Consider the following 22,479-nt stretch of genomic DNA (forward strand, 5'->3'; position numbering starts at 1 on the left):
CTGCGGGTGCTGCTGGGTGCTCCGGGGCTGGCCACCGCCGGCCCCGAGCCCGGCTGTCAAAGTGCCGGACCGCTGGGGCGGGACCACGGCGTCACCGGGCGGGACCACGGCGACACCGGGCGGGGCTGGAGCACGCCCTCGACCGTCAGGTCCACGCGCTCATTGAAGAAACTGATGAGCCCGTGGATCTGGGCGGCGTCGAGGTACCGCCGGTCATAGCTCCACGCCAGGTTCCTGCCCTGCGCGGAGCCCGGGAAGCTCCAGTAGCGGGCCTGGCCCTTGTACGGGCAGACCGTCCGCTTCGGACTTTCCTCCAGCAGGTCCAGCCGCACGTCCGCGGGCGGGATGTAGTAGCGCAGCGGGAGCATCGTCTCGTAGAGCAGCTGCGCGCCGTTCGTGCGGGCCAGCGTCACGCCGTCGAGCGCCACCTCGACGTCCACAGACGACGCGCGGATGTCCACGCGGTGGAACGGATCCCGCGGGTGGCCGATGATTTCCTCGTCGTCCTCGCGCCAGTCGAAGGCGGCGAAATCGAGCACGATGTAGCCGGCCAGGTCGGGGTCCCCGGGCCGGAAAGCGGCCCGGGGAGCCGTCGCCGCTGCCGTTACGACGTCGAACTCCTCGCCGGTGATGGTGTGATTGCCAAACGCCGTGGTGGGGTCCAGCGAAATGGGGGCCGCGCCTTGCCGAAGGGCGAAGGGGTGCTCCTCGGCCGAAGCCGCGGGCAGGGCCGGTGCAGCGAGCCGGGCCAGCAGTTCCCTCCCCGGCACGGCAAAGACAGGGGTGATCCGCCGCGGTTCCCAGACCAGCCAGGCGTGCTGGGTGTCGACGACGGCGGTCCCGTTGAGGCTCGCACGGACCCTCTTGGCGGTGGGTTCGAACCGCAGCTGGGGGAAGGTGCCCATGAGCACCTTGGAGAGTCTGGTGGCCATCCTCACAGCGTGGCCCCGGCACCAGGCGCCGTCAATGGTCGCTAGGCCGCTGAAGTCCACTGGTCAAACGCAAATAGTGGATCACGCTTTTTTGCCGCGAGGGCCAACAGGGATAGGGCGGCCGCCAGCGGAACTGACAAGCGACCCCTGAAGTTCTCCGGCAGCATGTCTTCTGGCATATTGGGGTCCCAGTGCATTGGGTCACCAATGAGGCGGCACAAAGGGCGGCCTTCGACAAGCGTACGGTCGGCCGCAGGTATCGGTCGCCGTGCCAGCTCGTCCGAATCGATTGACAGAAGCGTCAAGCTAAAAAGCTCAGGGCAGGCCGACTTATCGAGCCACCTTCCGAAGCCCAAGAAGACTGTGGCAGCCACCTCCTGAGGCAGGATGCCAGTTTCCTCGGAGAGCTCTCGGGTGGCTCCGGACGCAGCCAGTTCACCCAATTCAACGACATCTGACCCCTCAAAATCCTTCGGCTCCAGAGATCCTGACCCGCTGGGGGCAAATAGTCCTTGGCTCCTTGCATTCCTTCTGGACTGCTCGACCAGAACCAGCTTGCCGTCCTTCGTGAAAGCCAGCGTGGAGGTGCCAATCGCGTTTAGTAGCCACGACGAGCCAAAGTCTCGGAGGTGGCCCCGTTTGTTGATGAACAGTTGCCGCCCAAATTCGGAACGTGGTGCCCCGTTTTGCATTACGTCGTTCAACGCAAAATCGTCCGTGCGGAGGCGTTGGTAAAAGGTCCCAGCTACCATCTCTACTTCTTGAATTCCGGAACCGCTTTCGCCCTGCCTGGGATCGGTCCCCCAGCCCAAGACCGGGTCATTCCATACGACACGCTTGTCATTGCGTGCCTCGTCCAGATACTTCTGCAGGTAGAGATCACCCAACTTCTTGAACTCTGAGGGCGCCACAAACGTGCTTTCGCGCAAGAGTCGGGCATGAATTTGGCGCTCCCTGACGAGTCGACTGACGTGGCTATCGTGGATGAAGGTTCCATTCACGTAATCAAAGACACGGAAGCGTCCGTCGAGTTTCAGACTCTGCCGAACGTCAAAAAAGGAATCACTTTCGCGGCGTTCAAACCGGGTCGACCTGAACCGCCGACGGTGCTCAATAATTTCCAGAACAAGTAGATAGCTGGCTAGAACTGCTGTTGCGTATATGAGCACTTTGGGGGCGGGAACGACAAGATCTATGAGTCCAATGACAGCGGCGGCCATGCTGACAAGTATCCATCTGGTGCGCTTAACCATGGTCCAGAGAACGTAGGAATGCATTCTTGCCCAGCGTCGAAATGTGATCACGATGTCCACGGTACTGTTTGCCTAGCCCAAGCTCCGGAACCCGATAGGCGACGTCGGGAGACTTTATTAGATTTCTCGGCGTCGGAGTCCCGCACCATGGACTAGCGGGGGACGTGGAGGCCGTGGAAGGCCATGGTGATGACGTCGTCGGCCAGTTTCTCGGGGGAGAGGGAACCGCCGGGTTTGTACCACTCGACGATGGAGTTGATGGTGCCGAAGAGCAGCCGGGTGACGGTGCGGGGGTCGATGTCCTGGCGGAGCGAACCCTCGTCGCGGGCGGCGGAAATCAGGGCCGCGACCTTGTGGTCGAAGGTGCGCCGGCGTTCCATCGCGTCACGTTCGATCTCGGTGTTGCCGCGCAGCCGCAGCAGCAGGGTGACGAACGGGAGCCGCTCCACCAGCACCGAGATGGTCTCGCGAAGGACGAACTCCAGCCGGGCCTCGGCCGAGCCGGTCTGGGCCTGCGGCTGGTCCAGGATCGCCTCAAGGCCGCCCAGCGCGTGGTCCAGAGCGAGCTTCAGAAGATCGCCCTTGGACGGCACATGGTGGTAGATGGCTGACTTCGAGATGCCCAGGTTTTCAGCGAGGATGCCCATGGACGTGGCGTCGTAGCCATGGCGGTTGAAGACGTCGACAGCGATCACGAGAACCGACTGCTGGTCGTAACCGGGTCGGCCGCGTTTGGTGCTGGCTGCTGTTGTGGGCATACTCGCTAGTTTCTCACGATCGGGAGATCAGTCAGCCCGCCGGGGCGGCCGCGCTGGGCCGGCCCGGCAGGCTGGACATGATGTGGTCAGGCCTTGGGACGCATGTCGTAGATCCGGCGGAGCTTGCCGTTGGACCGCTCCAGGGAGCCGGGCTCGACGACGTCGACGGCGCAGGAGGACCCGACGTGGATCTTGATCTGCTGCTGCAGGACCTTGGCGGCGGAGGCGACACCCTCGACCGTGACGGACTCGCGGCGTTCGATCCTGACGGTCAGCTGGTCCATCCGCTGGCCCTCCGGGCGGGTGAGCTCGAGCTGGAAGTGCGGGCTCAGCTCGGGGATCCGCAGCGCGATTTCCTCGATCTGCGAGGGGAACAGGTTCACGCCGCGCAGGATGATCATGTCGTCGCTGCGGCCGGTGATGCGGCCCATGCGGCGGTGCGCGGGGCGGGCGGTGCCGGGCAGCAGCCGGGTCAGGTCCTTGGTGCGGTACCGGATGATCGGCAGCGCTTCCTTGGTGAGTGAGGTGAAGACCAGCTCGCCGTGTGCGCCGTCGTCCAGGACCACGGAGGGGTCGAAGGCGTCGATGATTTCGGGGCGGAAGTGGTCCTCCCAGATGTGGCTGCCGTCCTGGGTTTCCACGGCTTCGCCGGCGACGCCCGGGCCCATGACCTCGGAGAGCCCGTAGATGTCACAGGCCTTGATGTTCATGGTCACTTCGAGCTCGTGGCGCATCTCCTCGGTCCACGGCTCGGCACCGAGCACGGCGTACTTGAGCGAGGTGGAGGCCGGGTCGATGCCCTGCTTCATCATCGCGTCGGCGATGGTCAGCAGGTAGGTCGGGGTGGCCAGGATCGCGTCGGGTTTGAAGTCCTGGATGAGCGTGATCTGGCGTTCGGTCTGGCCGCCCGAGATCGGGATGACCGTGCAGCCAAGGGCCTCGGCGCCGGCGTGGGCGCCCATGCCGCCGGTGAACAGGCCGTAGCCGTAGGCGTTGTGAACCTTCATGCCGGGACGGACGCCGGAGGCGCGCAGCGAGCGGGCCACGAGCTTGGCCCAGTCGGCGAGGTCCTTCTTGGTGTAGCCGACGACGGTGGCGCGGCCGGTGGTGCCGGAGCTGGCGTGGATGCGGGCCACCTCGTGCTGCGGGACGGCGAACATGCCGAAGGGGTACTCCAGACGGAGGTCTTCCTTGGTGGTGAAGGGGAACTTGCCCAGGTCGGAGAGCTCGCGGAGGTCCGTGGGGTGGACACCGGCCTCGTCGAACTTGCGCTTGTACAGGGGGACACGGTCGTAGGCGTAGGCCACGGTGTGCTGCAGGCGGCTGAGCTGCAAGGCCTCGAGCTCGTCGCGGGAGATGGTTTCTTCGCGGTCCAGGACAGCATCACTGGTGGGTGCGACGGTTTCTTGGGTCATCTGAGGTTCCCTGTTTCTATTTCTTGGAGATGGTGCGGCTGCGGCCGCGGAACTCGGCGACGAGTTCGCCCGGGAGGATGTCGGTGGGGAGCTCGCCCGGGACCGTGGCGGCGTGGGCCGTACCGGCGGGTGCCGCCGTCGTGGTGCCTGCAGGCGCGCCAGCGACGGGATCGGCGGCGTAGATCTGGATGTCGTAGAGGCCGCTGCGGCCGGTGCTGGCGCGGCGGTTGGCGACGGCGGTCAGCACCTGCCCGCGGAAAGCCGGCTTGAGGAAGTTGATGTCGACGCCGGACGCCACGGTGATGTTGCCGTCGTCGGCCGGGGTCGGGTTGGTCTGGTTGCAGGCCAGCGCGAAGGCGGTGTCGCCGAAGGCGAAGATCATTCCGCCGTGGGCCATGCCGAATCCATTGAGCATTTCCTGGCGGAGCGTCATGCGGATGGTGGCATGTCCGTCGTCCAGTGCCACAACCTCGATACCCATCCACTCCGAGGCGTAGTCGTCTTTAAGGATGGGGTGGGTGATACCGGAAATCGTCAGTTCAGCCATGCGTCATTGCCTCCAGCTTTATTTACCGAATGTTCATTAGGTAATCCCATTCGGGGGCCTTCTGTCAAGAGCTGGCGGGCGTATGAAGCTGTCGGCGGGCACAGTTGGGCACCCCGAAAACGGCCGGAAGCCACGCCGGGAACCTTACGAAACGCCACCGGGCACCCGGCTCCCGGGCAAGAGAAAGTAGGCTGGGAGGGGAGAAGCACCACTTCACAGCAAAGGGCGAACCATGGCCAAAGGAATCTACGTCAGCGCGACCACCCCGGGCTCCGGGAAGTCGCTTATAGCCCTGGGGCTGGCTGACACCCTGCACCGGCACGCGGACCGGATCGGCTTCTTCAAACCCGTGGTCAACGGCCACGACGCCGCCTCGGATCCCATGGTGGCGCTGATGAAGGCCCGGTTCAACCTCGAGGACGAGCGCTGCCGCGGCGGGCTGACCTTCCCCGAGGTCCGCAGCCTGCTCGCCGAGGGCAAGCGCGAGGAGATCGATTCGCGCTGCGTGGAGATCTTCGCCGAGATGGCCCGGCACTGCGACGTTGTGATCGTGGAGGGGACCGACCTGACCGGCCAGGACGCCGCCGTCGAGTTCGACCTCAACGCCCGGCTCGCCAACAACCTCGCCGCCCCGGTCGTCGCCGTCGTCGGCGCGAAGGGCCGCACCGTCGCGGAGACCGTCGACGCCGTCGAGGTGGCACGCAAGGAACTCGTCGCCGAACGGTGCGCACTGCTGGCCATCATCGTCAACCGCGCCGACCCGGAGGACCTGGAGGCCATCGCCGCCGAGGTCCGCCCCGGCGCCTCCGGCCGTCCCGTGTACGTCCTGCCCGAGCTGGAGGAGATCGCCCGGCCCACCACCGGCGAGGTCGCCGCCGCCCTGGGGATCGGCCAGGTGGCCGGCCTGGCGGACCTGGAACGCGACGTCCGGTCGGTGAAGGTTGCGGCCATGAGCGTGGCCAACTTCCTGCACGTGCTCGACGACGGCGCGCTGGTGATCGTGCCCGGTGACCGCGCCGACGTGCTGGTCGCCTGCCTGGCATCCTCGTTCTCGCCGGAGTTCCCGGTGCCCTCCGCCCTGATCCTCAGCGGCGGCCTGGCCCCGGACCCCACCATCTACTCGTTGCTGGCGCAGGCCCCGTTCCCGATCTTCGCCGCCCCGGACGATACCTATGTGACCGCCAAGCGCGTCTCCGAGGTACGCAGCGAGATCTGGTCCGGGCACCGCCGCAAGGTGGCCTCCGCCCTGGGCCTTTGGGCCCGCCGGGTGGACGAGGCGGAGCTGCTGGAGCGCCTGCACCTGCCGCGGCTGGAGCGGATGACGCCGCTGCGTTTCCTGCACGACCTGATCGAGCGGGCCCGCACCGAGCGCCGCCACATCGTGCTGCCGGAGGGCACGGATGTTCGCATCCTGCGGGCCGCGGAAATCCTGCACCGCCGCGACGTCTGCGAGCTGACCGTGCTGGGCCGCGAATCCGACGTCCGCGAGCTCGCCTCCACCCAGGGCATCGACCTCTCCGGCATCCACATCATCGATCCGGCCACCTCGGAGCTGCGCCAGGGGTTCGCGGAGAAATACGCGGAGCTGCGGGCGCACAAGGGAGTGGACCTGGCCAAGGCCCTCGAGGTCATGCTGGATGGGAGCTACTTCGGCACCATGATGGTCCAGCTGGGCGTGGTGGACGGGATGGTCTCCGGCGCTGCTCACACCACCGCGCACACCATCCGGCCGGCGCTGGAGTTCGTTAAAACGCGCGACGGCGTCAAGATCGTCTCGTCCGTGTTCCTGATGCTGATGCCGGACCGCGTGCTGGTCTACGGCGACTGTGCCGTGAATCCTGAGCCCAACGTGGAGCAGCTCGCGGACATCGCGGTGGCCTCGGCGGAAACCGCGGCCCAGTTCGGCGTGGAGCCGCGGATTGCCATGCTGTCCTACTCCACCGGCGGCTCGGGCGCCGGCGAGGCCGTGAACGCGGTCCGCCAGGCCACCGAGCTGGTGCGCGAACGCCGCCCGGACCTCGCCGTGGAAGGGCCCATCCAGTACGACGCCGCCGTCGACGCCGCCATCGCCGAGTCGAAAATGCCGGGCTCGTCCGTGGCCGGGCAGGCGACCGTCTTCATTTTCCCCGACCTCAACACCGGCAACAACACCTACAAGGCGGTCCAGCAGTCCTCCGGGGCGGTCGCCGTCGGGCCGGTGCTGCAGGGCCTGCGCAAGCCGGTCAACGACCTCTCGCGCGGCTGCACCGTGGAGGACATCGTCAACACGGTGGCCATCACGGCCATCCAGGCGCAGTCCGCGGAGCCCGCCGCCAAGCCGGCACCCGCGGCTGCCCTGGCTTAGTCAGCGGGATCCTAGTCAGTGTTTTCCGGATCCGCAGTGCTGTCGGGGTCTTGCTGGCTGGCGGGCTCGCCGGCCAGGCCCGTCGGTGTGAGGTCCAGGTCCTCCAGGTTCTCGGGGGGCTCGGGGGCTTCTCCGGTCTCGGCGGCCTTGAGGTCCCCGGTGTCATCCAGGGCGGGGTTCGCGCCTTCGACGCCGGTGGGATCCTGCTTGCCGGAACCGCTGTCCGTGCTGTCCGGCTCGGTGCTGGTTGGCTCGGTGCCCTCGGGCTGGGTGCTGTCTGGCTGGGTTGCGTCGTCGGTCATGGAAGTCCCTTCGTGAGTGGTCCAGTTGCTCCGCCGACTCTAAGCGCCTGCCGCGGCTTACGCAACGGAGTGGCGCCCTCGCCCGTCCGGCTAGAGATAGTCCGGCGATTTATAGTGGTTCCACTGGAGTGCTCCGCCAGGCTCCGCCGTGTTGCCCGTCCCGACGCGCCCTTAGGGGTCAGCGCAGAAGCCAAGGCGTAGGAGGCCCCATGCTCGTGCTCGTTATCAACTCAGGCTCGTCCTCGCTCAAGTATCAGGTCCGCGACGTCGAGGCCGGCAGTGTGCTCGCCGAGGGGCTGGTCGAGAAGATCGGCATGGGCACCGGCGGCGGGGGCGACGGCGAGATCGAGGGCCCCCGCGACCACGCTGAGGCGCTGGAGCAGGTCGACGCCGAGATCCACGCTGCCCTGGGCGACCGGGTGCTCGACGCCGTGGGACACCGGGTGGTGCACGGCGGGGAGCGCTTCGCCGAGCCGGTCCTGATCAACAACGAGATCACCCGCGCCATCGAGAGGCTCAACCCGCTGGCGCCCCTGCACAACCCGGCGAACGTGCTCGGCATCCGCGCGATCTCGAAGAAGTGGCCGGACATGCCGCAGGTCGCCGTGTTCGACACCGCCTTCCACCGCACCCTGCCGGAGCACGCCTGGCGCTACGCGGTGCCGGAGGAGCTCTACGCCAACCACGGGATCCGCCGCTACGGCTTCCACGGCACCTCGCATGAATACGTCGCAAACCGGGCCGCGGCGCTGCTGGATGTCCCGCTGGACGAGTTCGACGCCGTCATCGCCCACCTCGGCAACGGGGCCTCGGTCACGGCGATCCGCGGTGGCCAGTCCGTGGACACCTCTATGGGCTTCACCCCGCTGGAGGGCCTCGTGATGGGCACCCGCTCCGGGGACCTGGACCCGTCCATCCTCGTCTTCCTCGGCCGGGCCGGCTGGTCCCCGGAGGACCTCGACGCCATGCTCAACCGCCAGTCCGGGCTCAAGGGCCTGGCCGGCAACAACGACATGCGCTCCGTGGTGGAGGCCGCGGAAGCCGGCGACGCCCGGGCGGCCATGGCACTCGCCGTCGCCTCCTACCGGCTCGCGAAGTACATCGGCGGCTACCACGTGGCCGTCGGCGGGGCGAAGGCCCTCGTCTTCACGGCCGGGATCGGGGAGAACTCGCACCAGTTCCGGGCCCTGGTGGCGGAGCGGCTGGGTGCCCTGGGTGTGCAGCTCGACGCCGGCTTAAACCGTGAGCGGTCCAAGGAGCCCCGCGTGATCTCGTCGGCGTCCTCGGCCATCCCGGTGCTCGTGGTGCCCACGGACGAGGAGAGGGCGATCGCCGAGGCCACGGCCGCCGTCGTCAGCAGCCCATCGGTTGCTCCGTAGCGGCCCTTTTGGCGGCTCAAAAGGGCACCTGCGGAGCAGTCGATGGGAAAGTACCTCGTGGACCCACCGGAGCGAGGTCCCCGATCCGTGGCCTGGGACGCCTAGAGGACGGTCTGGTAGTGCTCCACGACGGGAAAGGGATCGTAGAAGTGGTGCAGTAAGGCGCGCCACTTCGCGTATTGCTCGGACTGCCGGAACCCAACGGTATGGTCTTCGAGCCGTTCCCACTCGACGAGCAGCAGGTAGGTGTTCGGGGACTCGATTGAACGCGACAACGACAAATTCCGGAAGCCAGCCATCGAGGCAATAATGGGCCGCGCCTCGTTAAACGCCAGCTCGAAGTCATGTTCCCGACCGGGGATGACAGGCAATAGTGCGTGTTCGGTAATCACCGGACGAGTCTCCCACACAGGAACACGGTCACGCCTGCGAAGTGGCCAGCCTCAAAGGGCGCCTACGGAGCAGTCGATGGGTGCCTCTCGCATCGGTTGCTCCGTAACTGCCGTTTTGGGGGCTCATAAGGGCGCCTACGGAGCAGTCGATGGGTAGCGTTGGGGGCATGACGGAACCCAAGCCCCTCCCGCTGCCCATCCGCACCGAACGGCTGGTGCTGCGCCGTTTCGTGGCCGGGGATCTGGACGCGTACCACGCCTACCACTCGCTGCCCGAGACGGCCCGGTTCCTGCCCGGGGAGGCGAAGAGCTACACCAAGTCCATGGAGTCCGTGGGCAAGTACGCCAACTTCGTCTTCGAGAAGGAGGGCGACTGGATCTGCCTGGCCATCGAGGCCGCGGATTCACCCGGCCTGCTCGGCGAGGTGGTGCTGAAGTGGCTGCCGGGCTGCGGCCAGGCCGAGATCGGCTGGAGCCTCGCCCCGGAAGCCCGCGGCAAGGGCATCGCTACCGAGGCCGCCGGGGCACTGCTGCAGCTGGGCTTCGGGGAGCTCCGCTTCCACCGGATCGGGGCCAAGCTCGATGCCCTGAACACAGCCTCCGCGGCGCTGTGCGAACGCCTTGGCATGCGGTTGGAATCCACCCAGGTGGACAAGTGGCATTACAAGGGTCAGTGGGCCACGGAAGTCGTGTACGCCATCCTCGAGCACGAATGGACATCCCGGCAGGCCGCGTAGGCCTCACCGGATGGACGCAAACGGCCGCTACCCGGGGCCCCGGCCACCGGATTGACACGAGTGGCCGCTATGAGAGGTCCCATGGCGGCCACTTGCGTCAGATGGGTGCAGGGGCGGGTCAGTAGCTCGCGGGGGTGTCGCCGCCGTCGGGCCGGATGAAGTCCGCGGCGAGTGCCTCGGAGCCGCGGGCCAGCAGCGCCACGTCGGCGCCCACCAGGATAAACGCTGCGCCTGCGGCCAGGTAGTGGTGGGCGGTGTCGGGGTTGAAGGCGTTCACCCCGGCGGGTTTGCCGGCCGCAGTGGCCGCGGCCAGGCAATGTTCGACGGCGGCGCGCACCCGGGGATGTTCCTGCTGGCCCAGCAGCCCCATGGAGGCGGCGAGGTCCGAGGGCCCCAGGAAGATGCCGTCCACGCCGTCCACCGCCAGGATGTTCTCCACGACGGCGACCGCGGCCTCGGACTCGATCTGGACGGTGACGCTGATGGTCTCGGAGGCGCGGGCGAGGTAGCCGGGCACCCGGTTCCAGCGTGCCGCGCGGGCCAGAGCTGAACCGACGCCGCGCACACCGTGCGGCGGATAGCGGGTGGCGGCCACGGCGGCCTCCGCCTCGGCCGCCGAATTCACCATGGGGATCAGCAGGTTCTGTACACCCAGGTCCAGGTACTGCTTGATCACCACGGTGTCATTCACGGGCGGCCTCACCAAAACCTGGACCGGGTAGCCGTTGATGGCCTGCAGCTGGGCCAGGATGGACTCGAGTCCGTTGGGGCTGTGCTCGGCGTCCACCAGCAGCCAGTCCAGGCCGGAGCCGGCGCAGAGCTCGGCCACCAGGGGGCTGCCGGAGCAGACCCACATCCCGGCCAACGGGCGACCGGCAGCGCCGGTTTGATTGCGCAGGGCATCCCGGAACGTGGGGGAGGGTTCTACTCGAATCGGCATGTGACAACTCCCAGCGGTCCGTAGTCAGCGTGGACGGTATCACCCTTGTACACCCACATAGGCCGGGTGAAGGAGCCGGCGAGGATGATGTCCCCGGCCTTCATTCCGTCCCCGTGGGCGGCGATCTTGTTGGCCAGCCAGTGGACGCCGTTGGCGGGGTGGTCCAGGACCCCGGCGGCGACGCCGGTTTCCTCCACGGTCTGGTTCTTGTAGAGGATGGCCGAGACCCAGCGCAGGTCCACGGCATCCGGGCGGACCGGGTTGCCGCCGATCACCATGGCCCCCATCGCGGCATTGTCCGAGATGGTGTCCACGATGGTCCGGCCCTCCATTTCGATCCGGGAGTCCAGGATCTCCAGGGCCGGAATGACGTAGTCCGTGGCGTTCAGGACGTTGAAGATGGTGCAGCCCGGGCCGCCGAGGTCCTTCTTCAGCACAAACGCCAGCTCCACCTCCACCCGCGGATGGCTGTACTGGTCCCATGCCACGGAGCAGCCCGTCTCCAGCACCATGTCATCGAAAATGGCGCCGTAGTCCGGCTCGGTGATGCCGGTGGCGGCCTGCATGGCCTTGGAGGTGAGGCCGATCTTGCGGCCCACCAGCTTCCGACCCGCCTCCTCATTGCGGCGCCGCCACAGCTGCTGGACGGCGTAGGAGTCCTCGACCGTCATCCCCGGATAGCGGGCGGTCAGCAGCGGGACCGGAGTCCGGGTCCGGCCGGCCTCCAGCAGCTCATCGGCGATGGCCTCAATCGTCTTGGCATCCAGCATGGCTACAGCTGCGCCCCGAGCTTGAACCCCTCGGCCGCACTCTCAGGGTCCTTGCGGGTGTAGGAGAACCCGTCCGCGCCGACGGTCACGGCCATTTCGCTTTTGTCCTCGCGGACGACGACGGGCTGCGGGTTCCCGTCGAGGTCCAGGACCAAGGAGGCCTCGGTGTACCAGGACGGGACCACGGGGTTGCCCCACCAGTCGCGGCGCTGGTTGTCGTGCACGTCCCAGGTGATGGTGGGGTTGTCCGGGTCGCCGGTGTAGTAGTCCTGCGTGTAGATCTCCACCCGGTGGCCGTCCGGATCGAGGATGTAGAGGTAGAAGGCGTTGGACACACCGTGCCGGCCGGGGCCGCGTTCGATCCGGTCCGAGATGCGCAGGGCGCCCATCTTGTCGCAGATCTGGATGATGTTGTGCTTCTCGTGGGTGGCGAACGCGACGTGGTGCATGCGCGGGCCGTTGCCGCCGGTCAGGGCGGTGTCGTGCACGGTCTGCTTGCGGTGCATCCACACGGCGTAGGAGACGCCGTCGGAATCCTGGATATCCTCCGAGACCCGGAAGCCGAGGTCCTCGAGGTACTTCCGTCCGCGCGGGACGTCCGGGGTGACCTGGTTGAAGTGGTCCAGCCGCACCAGTTCGCCGGCGGAGTACAGGTCGTAACGCTGCGTGAGGCGTTCGACGTGCTCCACGTCGTAGAAGAACTCGTAGGGGAAGCCCAGCGGGTCCTCGACGCGGACGGAATCGCCGATGCCCTTGGTGAAGCCGTCCTTGCGGCGTTCGGTGCGGCAGCCGAGTTCCTTGTAGTAGGCCTCGGCGGCGTCGACCTCGGCGGGGGACTTCACCCGGTAGGCGAACGCGGCCACCGCTGCGATGGGTCCCTTGCGCAGCACCAGGTTGTGGTGGATGAACTCCTCCAGGGAGCGCAGGTAGATGTTGTTCTCGTCTTCCTCGGTGATGTGGAGGCCGAGGAGGTCAACGTAGAACTCGCGGGACTTGGCGAGGTCCGTGACCACGATCTCCATGTAGGCGCAGCGGACAATGTCCGGGGCGGGGACCGAGGGCTTGGGGATGATGTTGCTCATGGTGTTCTCTCTTCGTTGAGGAGGGGGCGGTGGTTGAGGTACGACGACGGCTGGCCGGCTTGCGCGGCTGCGTCGCCTAGGCGCCAGCTTTAGGGGTGGCGCCGAATTTGGGAGTATGAACCGTGCCGAGGGTGATGTGCACGGCCTGCTGGTCGGTGTAGAAATCGATCGAGCGGTAGCCGCCCTCGTGGCCCAGGCCGGAGGACTTGACCCCGCCGAACGGGGTGCGGAGGTCGCGGACGTTGTGGCTGTTGAGCCAGACCATGCCGGCCTCGACGTTCTGCGAGAAGTTGTGAGCCCGGGTGAGGTTCTGGGTCCAGATGTAGGCGGCCAGGCCGTACTTCGTGTTGTTCGCCAGGGCCAGGGCTTCCTCGTCGCTGTCGAACGGGGTGATGGCCACGACGGGGCCGAAGATCTCCTCCTGGAAGATCCGCGCATCGGGGGCGACGTCGGCGAAGACGGTGGGCGCGATGTAGTTGCCCTCCGGGAGGTGCTCCGGGCGGCCGCCGCCGGCGAGCAGCCGGCCCTCGGCCTTGCCGATCTCCACGTAGGAGGCCACCTTGGCGTAGTGCTCCGGGTGGACCAGGGCGCCGACCTCGGTCTTCGGGTCGTGCGGGTCACCGACCACGATGTTCTTCGCCCGCGCGGCGTACTTGTCGCAGAATTCCGCGTACACGGCGCGTTCCACCAGGATCCGGGAGCCGGCGGTGCAGCGTTCGCCGTTGAGCGAGAAGACACCGAACAGGGCCGAGTCGATCGCGGCGTCGAGGTCCGCGTCGGCGAACACGACGCACGGTGATTTGCCGCCGAGCTCCATGGACAGGCCCTTGAGGTTCTCCGCGGCGTTGCGGAAGATGGTCTGGCCGGTGGTGGTTTCGCCGGTGAAGGAGATCAGGGGAACGTCCGGGTGTTTGACGAGGGCGTCACCGGCTTCCTCGCCGAGGCCGTTGACCAGGTTGAAGACCCCGTCGGGCAGGCCGGCGTCCTTGAAGATCTGCGCCCAGAGCGAGGCGGACAGCGGGGTGAACTCGGCGGGCTTGAGGACCACGGTGTTGCCGGTGGCCAGCGCGGGGGCCAGCTTCCAGGACTCCAGCATGAACGGGGTGTTCCAGGGTGTGATGAGGCCGGCGACGCCGATCGGCTTGCGGTTGACGTAGTTGATCTGCGCGCCGGGGACCTTCATGGCGTCGTCGAACTGGGCCACGATGAGGTCCGCGAAGAACCGGAAGTTCTCTGCCGCGCGCAGGGCCTGGCCCTTGGCCTGGGTGATGGGCAGGCCGGTGTCGAAGGTCTCGAGCTCGGCGAGACGTGCCTCCTGGGCTTCGACGGCGTCGGCGATTTTGTTCAGGATGCGGGCGCGTTCGCGCGGCTTCATCTTCGGCCACGGGCCGGTGGTGAAGGCCTTGCGGGCGGCGGCGACGGCGAGGTCGATGTCCTCTTTCTGGCCCGCGGCGGCGGTGGCGTAGTTGGTGTTGGACACCGGGTCGAGCACATCGAAGGTCTTGCCGCTGACGGAATCAACGAATTCGCCGTTGATGTAGTGCTGGATGTGGGTGGTCAGGTCCTGCGGAATGTAGTGGGTGGTGGTTTCAGAGGCAGTGAACGTCATTGTTTTCCTTACTGAGATGGCAACGCTGATTCATGCAACGCGGGGGCACTTTCGGCCCCTGCGGGGAGCTCTAATGGGCGCTGACTGACCCCGCGTTGCTTTGGGCGAGGTAGGCGTCCAGGGTGGCGGAACGGTGCAGGCGGGCGGCTTTTTCGATCACGTCGGCGTCGGCGCCGGTCTCGATGAGCCGGAGCAGTGCCTCGTGTTCGTCCACCGATTCGTGGGCGCGGCGGGGGACGAAGCGGAACGTGGAGGACCGCAGCGACGCCAGCCGGTTCCAGCCCCGGTGGACCAGGTCCAGGATGTGCGGGTTGGGGCAGTGCTCGAACAGGATGCTGTGGAAGTCCTGGTTCAGCCGGGTGAACCGGACGGGGTCGAAGTGCTCCAGGCATTCGCGCATCTCGGCGTTGACGGCCCGGGCCCGGGCCACGTCGGCCGGCCCGATCAGGGGAGCGGACAGGGCCGTGGCGGCGCCCTCGACGATGCTGAGGGTCTGCATCGTGTAGAGGTACTCGGTGGGGTCGATCCCGGCGACGGTGGCGCCGACGTTCCGCTCGAATTTCACCAGGCCTTCGGCTTCGAGCCGGCGGATGGCCTCGCGGACCGGCACCACACTGACACCCAGGTCATCGGCGATCTTCGCCAGCACCAGCCGGTAGCCGGGGGAGTAGCTCCCGTCCACGATCCGGGCCTTGACGGCCGCATAGGCCTGCTCGGACTTGCTGGCGGTGTGCGTTGCGGTGCGCGTTGCGGTGTTGGTGCCTAGGGCAGGCGCTGTGTCATTCATTGGCTTTGCCCGCTTCCCAGTTCTCGTAGCGTGCCCGCCATTCGGTGTTGAGCGGGTAGAGTCCGTCCACGCTGTGGCCCTGCTGCACCATCTCGGCGATGAAGACTTCCTCGCGCTCCTGGGCGATGGAGTCGTCCGCGAGCTCCTCGGCCAGCGACGGCGGGATCACCAGGATGCCGTCCGCGTCGGCCACGATGATGTCCCCGGGCTGCACGGTGGTGCCGCCGCAGGCGATCGTGATGTCCGTGTCCCACGGGATGTGCCGGCGCCCCAGCACAGCGGGGTGCGGGTTGGCGTAGTAGGTGGGCATGTCCATCGCGGCCACCGCGGAGAAGTCCCGGACACCGCCGTCGGTGATGACGGCCGCGGCGCCGCGGACCTGGGCGCGGAGGGCCAGGATGTCGCCGATGGTGCCCGTGCCCTTTTCGCCGCGCGCCTCCATCACCAGGATCTCGCCCTCGTTGACTGAATCGATGGCCTTCTTCTGGGCGTTGAAGCCGCCGCCGTGGGTCTTGAAGAGGTCCTCGCGGTTGGGCACGTAGCGCAGGGTCCGGGCCAGGCCCACGATCCGCCGGTCCGGACGCGTGGAAGTGAGGCCGTCGATGCTGACGTTGTTCAGGCCGCGCTTGCGCAGCTGGGAGGAGAGGGTGGCGGTGCAGACGCTTTCCAGCTTCGCCTTCAGCGCGGCCGAAAGGACAGGTACGACGACGGCGGCCGGCGCCTCTGCCGACTGGACATGCCCGGCGGCGGCGAGCCCTGCGGCCGTGCGGGAACCGTAAGCTTCCTCCCGCTGCAGGTCATCGGTCTTGGGCTGCGCGCCGAAGTCCCCGAACGGCGTCGTGCCTTCCGACACCAGGGTGACCAGCCGGCCGGTGGTGAGGCCACCGGACGCGGCGCCACCCGCCGTCGTACTCTCACTGCTGACGGCGGTGCTGACTTCAACCTCGACGACGTCGCCCGGCTTGGCCACGGACGCTCCGGCGGGGGTGCCGGTCAGGATAATGTCGCCCTCCTCGAGGGTGAGCAGCTGGGACAGGTCGGCGACGAGTCGGGCTAAGGGGAAGAGGAGGTCCCCGGTGGTGTCGTCCTGGACCAGCTCGCCGTTGTGCCAGGTGCGGATCCGCAGGCCGGAGGGGTCCACGGCGTCCGCGGCGATCAGTCCGGGGCCCACAGGGGTGAAGCCGTCGCCGCCCTTGGAGCGGAGGTTGGAGCCCTTGTCGGCGTAGCGGAGGTCGTAGACGCCGAGGTCGTTGCTGGCCGTGACCCATGCGACGTGGTTCCAGGCGTCTTCGATGCCCACGCGGCGGGCGGGCTTGCCGATGATCAACGCGATTTCGCCCTCGTAGCCGAGGAGTTCGCAGCCGGCCGGGCGCTCCACGGTTGAACCGCTGAGGGCCAGGGACGAGGATGGCTTCAGGAAGTATGAGGGCTGCTCAGGGGTCCGGCCGCGCTGGGCTGCCCGGCTGGGGTAGTTGATATGCACCGCGATGACTTTGCGGGCCGCTGCCAGGGTGTGGTCGGTGACCTGTTCCAAGAATGACTCCTCATCGAGTACGAAATCGTATACGAAGACTATTGCCCAGGAATTGCGGATCGTCAACCCCCACTTCCGGGGGATTCCGGAACACTTGTAACCCACGTCATATCTGCGTACAGTTTTGAGTGGAGACAAAAATTCTAATATCGAACGTCCTGTTCTATTATCGAACACGCAGTGGCGGCGAGATCCCCCACGCAGCGACGTCCCACACAACGAAGTGAGGAAAGCCCGTGCAGTTCCACCACCACGGTTACGTATCCGGTGACCCGCGAGTCCAGCCCGCCGCTGGCGTCGGCATCGACCGGCCCACAGACCTTCCCGACGAGGTGGACGTGCTCATTGTGGGCACCGGCCCGGCGGGCATCGTCGCCGCCGCGCAGCTGTCCCAGTTCCCGGGCGTCACCACACGGATCGTGGAGCGCCGCGGCGGTCGGCTCCCCATCGGCCAGGCCGACGGCATCCAGGCCCGGAGTGTCGAGACCTTCCAGGCCTTCGGCTTCGCGGAGCGGATCATCGCGGAGGCGTACCGCATCACCGAGATGGCCTTCTGGAAGCCGGACCCCGCCGACCCGTCCAAAATCGTCCGCGCCGCCCGCGCCAAGGATGACACCACCGGCATCAGCGAGTTCCCGCACCTCATCGTCAACCAGGCCCGCGTCCTGGATTACTTCGCCGAGTTCATGGCGAACGCGCCCACCCGCATGGCCCCGGACTACGGCTTTGAGTTCCGGAGCCTCAAGGTCGACGACGCGGCGGAGTACCCCGTCACCGTCACCCTCGTGCACACCGCCGGCCCCGACGCGGGCCGGGAGCGGACCGTGCGGGCCAAGTACGTCGTCGGCGCGGACGGCGCCAAGAGCAAGGTCCGGGACTCGATCGGCTGCACCCTCGCGGGCGACCAGGCGAACCACGCGTGGGGCGTCATGGACGTCCTCGCCGTCACAGACTTCCCGGACATCCGCACAAAGTGCGCCATCCAGTCCGGCAGCGGCGGCAGCATCCTGCTGATCCCGCGCGAAGGCGGCTACCTCTTCCGGATGTACGTCGATCTCGGCGAGGTCCCGCAGGACAACGCCGGCGCCGTGCGCAGCACCACCATCGAGCAGATCATCGCCCAGGCCAACGAGATCCTCCACCCCTATACCCTCGACGTCCGCAACGTTGCCTGGCACAGTGTGTACGAGGTCGCGCACCGCCTCACGGACCGGTTCGACGACGTCCTGCCGGACCAGCTCGGCACCCGCACACCGCGCGTGTTCATCACCGGCGACGCGTGCCACACGCACAGCGCCAAGGCCGGCCAGGGCATGAACGTCTCCATGCAGGACGGCTTCAACCTGGGCTGGAAGCTCGGGCACGTGCTGGAGGGCCGCAGCCCGGAGAGCCTGCTGTCGACGTATTCGGCCGAGCGCCAGGTCATCGCGAAGAACCTCATCGACTTCGACAAGGAGTGGTCGACGCTGATGGCGAAGAAGCCCGAGGAGTTCAAGAGCCCCTCCGAGCTCGAGGACTTCTACGTGAGCACCGCCGAGTTCCCCGCCGGATTCATGACCCAGTACACCCCCTCGATGCTGATCGGCGAGGCCACCCACCAGGACCTGGCCACCGGTTTCCCCGTCGGCAAGCGCTTCAAGTCCGCGCCTGTGGTGCGGGTCTGCGACACCAACCCGATGCACCTCGGTCACCACGCCACGGCGGACGGCCGGTGGCGGATCTATGTCTTCGCCGACGCCGCGACGCCCGGTGCCGGGCAGCCGGGCACAGGGTCGCCGGTCGCCGGGTCGGCCGTCGCCGATTTCGCCGACTGGATCGCGAACGCGCCGGACTCGCCGCTCGCCGCAACCCCCGAGGGGGCCGACCGCGATGCGTGGTTCGACCTGAAGGTGATCTACCAGCAGGACCACACGAGCATCGACATCGGCGCCGTGCCGGCCGTGTTCAAGCCTTCGGTGGGCCCGTTCCAGCTCACGGACTACGAGAAGGTCTACGCGACCAATCCGTCGGCGGACATCTTCGAGCTGCGTGGCCTGGACCGCGGCGGCGTGGTGGTGGTGGTCCGCCCGGACCAGTACGTGGCGAACGTCCTGCCGCTGACGGCGACGGCGGAGCTCGGCGCGTTTTTCGCACCCCTCCTGCAGGCCGGCAAGCGCGCCCCCGAGCTCCAGGACCACGCTGGCTAAGCACCAATACCGCTGCGGCAAACGTCTCATGACGCGCAAACGGTCCAGCGCTACGGGGATCCCCGTAGCGCTGGGCCGTTTGTGCGTCGCCAGTCCGGATCCGCAGCGGAATTCTGCTCGAGCGCGGCGTCGGAGGAGGTGTTCGGCGGGCGGCTGACGTGCAGCCCTCCCGCCTGCGCTGCGACGCTCCCGCCCAGTTACTGCCGGCCGCACTGCCCTGCGCCCGCGGAATCCCGCGGATCTGTGGGGCCGAAGCGGGGTCCGGCACCGAGTAACTGGGCTGGAGCGTCGGCAGCCTACGGTGCCGGCGGTGCCGTGGCCGTTGGAGAGGGCGACGGCGCGACCGGAGCCGGTGCGGTGGCCGTTCCCGCGGACTGCGTGGGCTGCGGTCCTGCGGGTGCGGTGGCCGTGGACGTAGCCGCCGGCGCAGTCCCCGTGGCGCCCGGTGTCGCACCCGTTGTGGCCGAGGGCGTCGCACCCGGAGTGCCGGAAGGGGTCGCGCCCGGGGTGGCGCCCGGCGAACTCCCCGGAGTGGCCGGAGCCGTGCCGGATGAACCACCCGGCGTGGCGCTGGGGTCGGACTTGATGACCTCCATGATCTGGGCCTTGAACGCGTCCAGGCGCCCCTGGATCTCCGAGAGCGGCACATCCTCCAGGGTCCGGCCATACTCCGCGATCTGCTGCCAGAGCTCGTTGAGCTTGGTCATGCCGTCCGCGCTCAGCGGCCCGTCCAGGGTGAGGACCAGCTGGCTCGCCAGCGCATAGGTCAGGCACCGCAAGCAGTTGGAGTTCGCGGCGGCCGAGAGGTTCTCCGGGACAATCACGTCGGTCTGGCCCACGATCAGCACCACCTGGAAGCCCACCGCGACGGCGGCGCAGTCCGTGCAGCTGGCGAAGGCGTAGGCCTCGTTGCGGGTGGTCACGTCCTCGCCGTCGTCGGCCCAGACCAGTGCGAAGGCGACGTCGTAGACGACGGATCCGTCCGTGGTGTTGACGGCGAGCGACTGGTTGCCGTCTTCCTCGGGCGCGGCCGGCTGGTCGAACGGGAACACCCAGGCGGGCGCCGCCGTGCCGGAAGTTCCGGCGTCGCGCGGGACCAGGACCATGCTGAGCTGCGGATCCTCCCGCGTGGGCTTCTCCGCGCCGGCGGGCCAGAGCGCCACGGTCCGGCCGGACCGGCCTTCCCGCAAGCCGGTGGTGGCACCGGCCGGGAAGATCGCGGTGGTGGCATCGGCCAGGGTGCCGCGCTCGTAGGGCTGGACGGGCCGGTAGCTCTCGGCGCCGGGCCACCAGGCCCAGGCGAGGCCGGCCGTCACGGCGGCGATCACGGCGAGGGCCGTTCCGCGCTGGAGCGCCTTGCCCCGGGTCTTCTGCCACAGGGCTGTAATAACTTGCCGGACCAGACGGAACAGGATGTAGAGGATCCCCAGGACGGGAAGGGCGACGGCGGAGATCGCCAGGATCCGCACGCCGGCGTCGAGGATGTCCCCGCCGGCGAGGGCGCTGTTGAACATGGCGTACTGCTTTTGCCCGCTGTCCCACGCGGTGCCGAGGAGCCGGGGGAGGGAGAGCACCATCAGGACCAGGCTGAAGAGCAGCAGCGGAACGGTGATCAGCACCCAGGCAGTGACGACGGCGCGGGCCCAGGGCTTGAGGACCTGCGCCTCCGGGTCCTTCCGGCGCCACGGCAGCAGGCTCAGCAGGGTGGGCTTGATCCGCTGGAACAGGTCGGGAACCCCGGTGGCGTCGGCGAGGATGTGGTACCCGTCGAAGCGGACCAGCGGCAGCAGCTGCCGGACCATCTGCAGCACCTGGGTCACGACGACGAGCAGGAGCGCGTCGAAGCCGGTGGCCCACCAGATGCCCATGATGGCGACGGCGACGATCGCGTTGAAGTACAGCCCGCCGAGGTCGGTCCGGATGCGGCCGGCGCGGCCCAGCCGGTAGGAATCGGTGACGTCGGTGAAGAACGCGGGCCAGATCAGGTAGAGGCCGGTACCCATGGCCCCGGGGGTGGCGCCGCCTCGGCGTGCGGCGGCCGCGTGCCCGAACTCGTGGAACCCGGCGGACAGGATGGTCACGGCGAGGATCAGCAGCACCAGGCCCGGGTTGGCGAAGGCCTCGTGCGTGGCCGACGCCAGGCCCTTGACCATGAACACCCACCAGCAGGCGGCGAGGAAGGCGGCGGTCACCAGGACCACGATCAGCGGGTTGAAGAGCGCGGCGAACGGGGTCGTGATCCGGCGGGTGCGCTCCGGGTCGGAGACGGTGTAGCGGAACTTCATGCCCAGCAGCGGGTCGGCCTTGCGGACCTCGGGCTGGGAGCCGTCGGCCAGCTGCAGCAGGCCCAGGGGCAGCAGCTGGGAGTCGATCAGCGTCCGGACATTGTCGGCGCTGACCAGCCGGCCGAACCCGGCGCTGGCGTGGTCGGCGATTTCCTCGGCGCCGCGGGTGCCGTCGATCGCCTCGAGGACCAGGTACAGCAGCCGGGTGAGCTGCAGCGTCTGGCCGTCGGCGCGGCGGACCAGGGACGGGGCCTCGCGGTAGCCGGAACCCTGGGTCTCGCCAAGGAGCTGGACGCCGTCGGCCCTGGCCGGAACCGGCAGGGTGCCGGTCGCGGCGGCTGGCGCCGAAGGAGCCGGCGCAGACACAGCCGAGGCAGCCGGCGCAGTTATAGCAGGCGTGGAAAAGGCCGGCGGGCCGTCCGTGCTGGACGGCCCGCCGTGCGGTGAACTCATCCGGGGGACTACTGCCGGAGGTCGGACTGCTGGTCGGCCGAGGCCGTAGCTTCGCCCTCAATGTTCTGGTTGATGATCGCGTCCTGCTGCGAGACGGCGTAGGCGTTGCTGTCGATGGACCCGATGTTGGCGGCGACGGCGGCGTCGATCGGGGCGGCGACGTTGGCGTTGGCGGCCACGGCACCGTTGATCGGGGCGGCGATGTCGGCGGAGGCGTCCAGATCCACGTTCACGTTGAGCAGATTCGAGTTCAGGGCGCCGGCGACGTCGGTCGGCAGGGCGCCGTCCTCGGCCGTGACCTCGGTTGCGCCGGTGTCGCTGCCGTCGGTGCTGCCGGTTTCCTGTTCGATGGTGCTGTCCTGCGTGGACTCGGCGGTGGCGTCGGCCGCGATGCCCTGGTTGATGATGACGCCCTGGTCGGAGAGCGCCTGGGCGTCCGAGCCGTAGGAGAGGATGTTCGCCGAGGCTGCGGCGTCGATCGGTGCGGCGACGTTGGCGTTGGCGGCGACGGCGAGGTCGATCGGTGCGGCGGCGTTGATGCCGAGGTCCAGGTCCGCGTTGAGGTCCAGGATGGAGGCCACTTCCTTGTCCGGGAGTGCGGTGCCTGCCTCGGCCATCAGCTCATCGTCGCTCAGCGGGGTCAGGTCCTGTTCGGTGCTCACGAAAAACTCCAGTTCCGGCACGGTTCCTGCTGCCCCCAGTGAGCAGTTTTCAGACCGACGTGCCTGATGCGAGTCAATAGTAAGCACGGTTAGCATTTATCCGGTAGGCGGC

At 67.8% G+C, this 22,479-nt stretch carries 19 protein-coding genes; 4 read left to right on the forward strand and 15 right to left on the reverse strand.

The annotated features are described in order from the left end of the window. Positions 1–56: 56 nt before the first annotated feature. The 5 genes from AC50YC_RS00855 to AC50YC_RS00875 all read right to left on the reverse strand — a co-directional run bounded on the left by AC50YC_RS00855 (position 57) and on the right by AC50YC_RS00875 (position 4,905). The gene (locus AC50YC_RS00855) at positions 57–932 is read right to left on the reverse strand and encodes a DUF427 domain-containing protein (protein ID WP_494951759.1); all 876 of its coding nucleotides are present in this window, start codon (positions 930–932) and stop codon (positions 57–59) included. 41 nt (positions 933–973) lie between these two features. Next, positions 974–2,152 (reverse strand): NUDIX hydrolase, encoded by a 1,179-nt coding sequence (locus AC50YC_RS00860; RefSeq protein WP_494951760.1) that lies wholly within the window; start codon positions 2,150–2,152, stop codon positions 974–976. 185 nt (positions 2,153–2,337) lie between these two features. Next, complete coding sequence (locus AC50YC_RS00865) at positions 2,338–2,943, reverse strand: TetR/AcrR family transcriptional regulator (RefSeq protein ID WP_494951761.1); 606 nt, start codon at positions 2,941–2,943, stop codon at positions 2,338–2,340. Between the two features lie 86 nt (positions 2,944–3,029). Beyond that, complete coding sequence (gene paaK / locus AC50YC_RS00870; RefSeq protein ID WP_494951762.1) at positions 3,030–4,358, reverse strand: phenylacetate--CoA ligase PaaK; 1,329 nt, start codon at positions 4,356–4,358, stop codon at positions 3,030–3,032. Positions 4,359–4,374: 16 nt separating this feature from the next. Then, entirely contained in the window at positions 4,375–4,905 is a 531-nt protein-coding gene (locus AC50YC_RS00875) for a hotdog fold thioesterase (RefSeq protein WP_494951763.1), read from the reverse strand. A gap of 232 nt (positions 4,906–5,137) precedes the next feature. Between AC50YC_RS00875 and pta the strand changes: the two genes are divergently transcribed. Then, on the forward strand, positions 5,138–7,249 hold the full coding sequence (pta, locus tag AC50YC_RS00880) for a phosphate acetyltransferase (RefSeq protein WP_494951764.1): 2,112 nt from the start codon (positions 5,138–5,140) through the stop codon (positions 7,247–7,249). An 11-nt stretch (positions 7,250–7,260) separates the two neighbouring features. Here the strand turns inward: pta and AC50YC_RS00885 are convergent, their stop codons facing one another. After that, the gene (locus AC50YC_RS00885) at positions 7,261–7,551 is read right to left on the reverse strand and encodes a hypothetical protein (protein ID WP_494951765.1); all 291 of its coding nucleotides are present in this window, start codon (positions 7,549–7,551) and stop codon (positions 7,261–7,263) included. 209 nt (positions 7,552–7,760) lie between these two features. Between AC50YC_RS00885 and AC50YC_RS00890 the strand changes: the two genes are divergently transcribed. Beyond that, the gene (locus AC50YC_RS00890; RefSeq protein WP_494951766.1) at positions 7,761–8,930 is read left to right on the forward strand and encodes an acetate kinase; all 1,170 of its coding nucleotides are present in this window, start codon (positions 7,761–7,763) and stop codon (positions 8,928–8,930) included. A 101-nt stretch (positions 8,931–9,031) separates the two neighbouring features. Here the strand turns inward: AC50YC_RS00890 and AC50YC_RS00895 are convergent, their stop codons facing one another. Further along, positions 9,032–9,322, reverse strand: a complete 291-nt coding sequence (locus AC50YC_RS00895; RefSeq protein WP_494951767.1) for an antibiotic biosynthesis monooxygenase family protein — start codon at positions 9,320–9,322, stop codon at positions 9,032–9,034. A 167-nt stretch (positions 9,323–9,489) separates the two neighbouring features. Here AC50YC_RS00895 and AC50YC_RS00900 point away from each other — a divergent pair, with 167 nt between their 5' ends. Then, a complete protein-coding gene (locus AC50YC_RS00900; RefSeq protein WP_494951768.1) occupies positions 9,490–10,059 on the forward strand; it encodes a GNAT family N-acetyltransferase in 570 nt (189 codons plus the stop codon). 118 nt (positions 10,060–10,177) lie between these two features. Here AC50YC_RS00900 and AC50YC_RS00905 read toward each other — a convergent pair whose 3' ends face one another. The 6 genes from AC50YC_RS00905 to AC50YC_RS00930 all read right to left on the reverse strand — a co-directional run bounded on the left by AC50YC_RS00905 (position 10,178) and on the right by AC50YC_RS00930 (position 16,781). Then, positions 10,178–10,999 carry an HpcH/HpaI aldolase family protein gene (locus AC50YC_RS00905; RefSeq protein ID WP_494951769.1) on the reverse strand — a complete coding sequence of 274 codons (822 nt, stop codon included), beginning with the start codon at positions 10,997–10,999 and terminating at the stop codon, positions 10,178–10,180. Further along, positions 10,984–11,769 carry a 2-oxo-hept-4-ene-1,7-dioate hydratase gene (hpaH, locus tag AC50YC_RS00910; protein WP_494951770.1) on the reverse strand — a complete coding sequence of 262 codons (786 nt, stop codon included), beginning with the start codon at positions 11,767–11,769 and terminating at the stop codon, positions 10,984–10,986. The genes AC50YC_RS00905 and hpaH overlap by 16 nt, the downstream gene beginning before the upstream one ends. 2 nt (positions 11,770–11,771) lie before the next feature. Beyond that, complete coding sequence (gene hpaD, locus AC50YC_RS00915) at positions 11,772–12,851, reverse strand: 3,4-dihydroxyphenylacetate 2,3-dioxygenase (RefSeq protein ID WP_494951771.1); 1,080 nt, start codon at positions 12,849–12,851, stop codon at positions 11,772–11,774. A gap of 76 nt (positions 12,852–12,927) precedes the next feature. After that, on the reverse strand, positions 12,928–14,460 hold the full coding sequence (gene hpaE / locus AC50YC_RS00920) for a 5-carboxymethyl-2-hydroxymuconate semialdehyde dehydrogenase (RefSeq protein WP_494951772.1): 1,533 nt from the start codon (positions 14,458–14,460) through the stop codon (positions 12,928–12,930). 70 nt (positions 14,461–14,530) lie between these two features. After that, the gene (locus AC50YC_RS00925; protein ID WP_494951773.1) at positions 14,531–15,247 is read right to left on the reverse strand and encodes a GntR family transcriptional regulator; all 717 of its coding nucleotides are present in this window, start codon (positions 15,245–15,247) and stop codon (positions 14,531–14,533) included. Continuing rightward, entirely contained in the window at positions 15,240–16,781 is a 1,542-nt protein-coding gene (locus tag AC50YC_RS00930; RefSeq protein ID WP_494951774.1) for a fumarylacetoacetate hydrolase family protein, read from the reverse strand. Before AC50YC_RS00930 ends, AC50YC_RS00925 begins: the two co-directional genes overlap by 8 nt. 236 nt (positions 16,782–17,017) lie before the next feature. Here AC50YC_RS00930 and AC50YC_RS00935 point away from each other — a divergent pair, with 236 nt between their 5' ends. Continuing rightward, positions 17,018–18,967: an FAD-binding monooxygenase gene (locus tag AC50YC_RS00935; RefSeq protein ID WP_494951775.1), complete on the forward strand. Its 1,950-nt coding sequence runs from the start codon at positions 17,018–17,020 to the stop codon at positions 18,965–18,967. A 296-nt stretch (positions 18,968–19,263) separates the two neighbouring features. Here AC50YC_RS00935 and AC50YC_RS00940 read toward each other — a convergent pair whose 3' ends face one another. Both AC50YC_RS00940 and AC50YC_RS00945 read right to left on the reverse strand, forming a co-directional pair. After that, complete coding sequence (locus AC50YC_RS00940; protein ID WP_494951776.1) at positions 19,264–21,618, reverse strand: hypothetical protein; 2,355 nt, start codon at positions 21,616–21,618, stop codon at positions 19,264–19,266. Positions 21,619–21,713: 95 nt separating this feature from the next. After that, positions 21,714–22,367 carry a peptidoglycan-binding protein gene (locus AC50YC_RS00945; protein ID WP_494951777.1) on the reverse strand — a complete coding sequence of 218 codons (654 nt, stop codon included), beginning with the start codon at positions 22,365–22,367 and terminating at the stop codon, positions 21,714–21,716. Positions 22,368–22,479: the final 112 nt, after the last annotated feature.

This window comes from Pseudarthrobacter sp. MDT1-56, assembly GCF_059383555.1.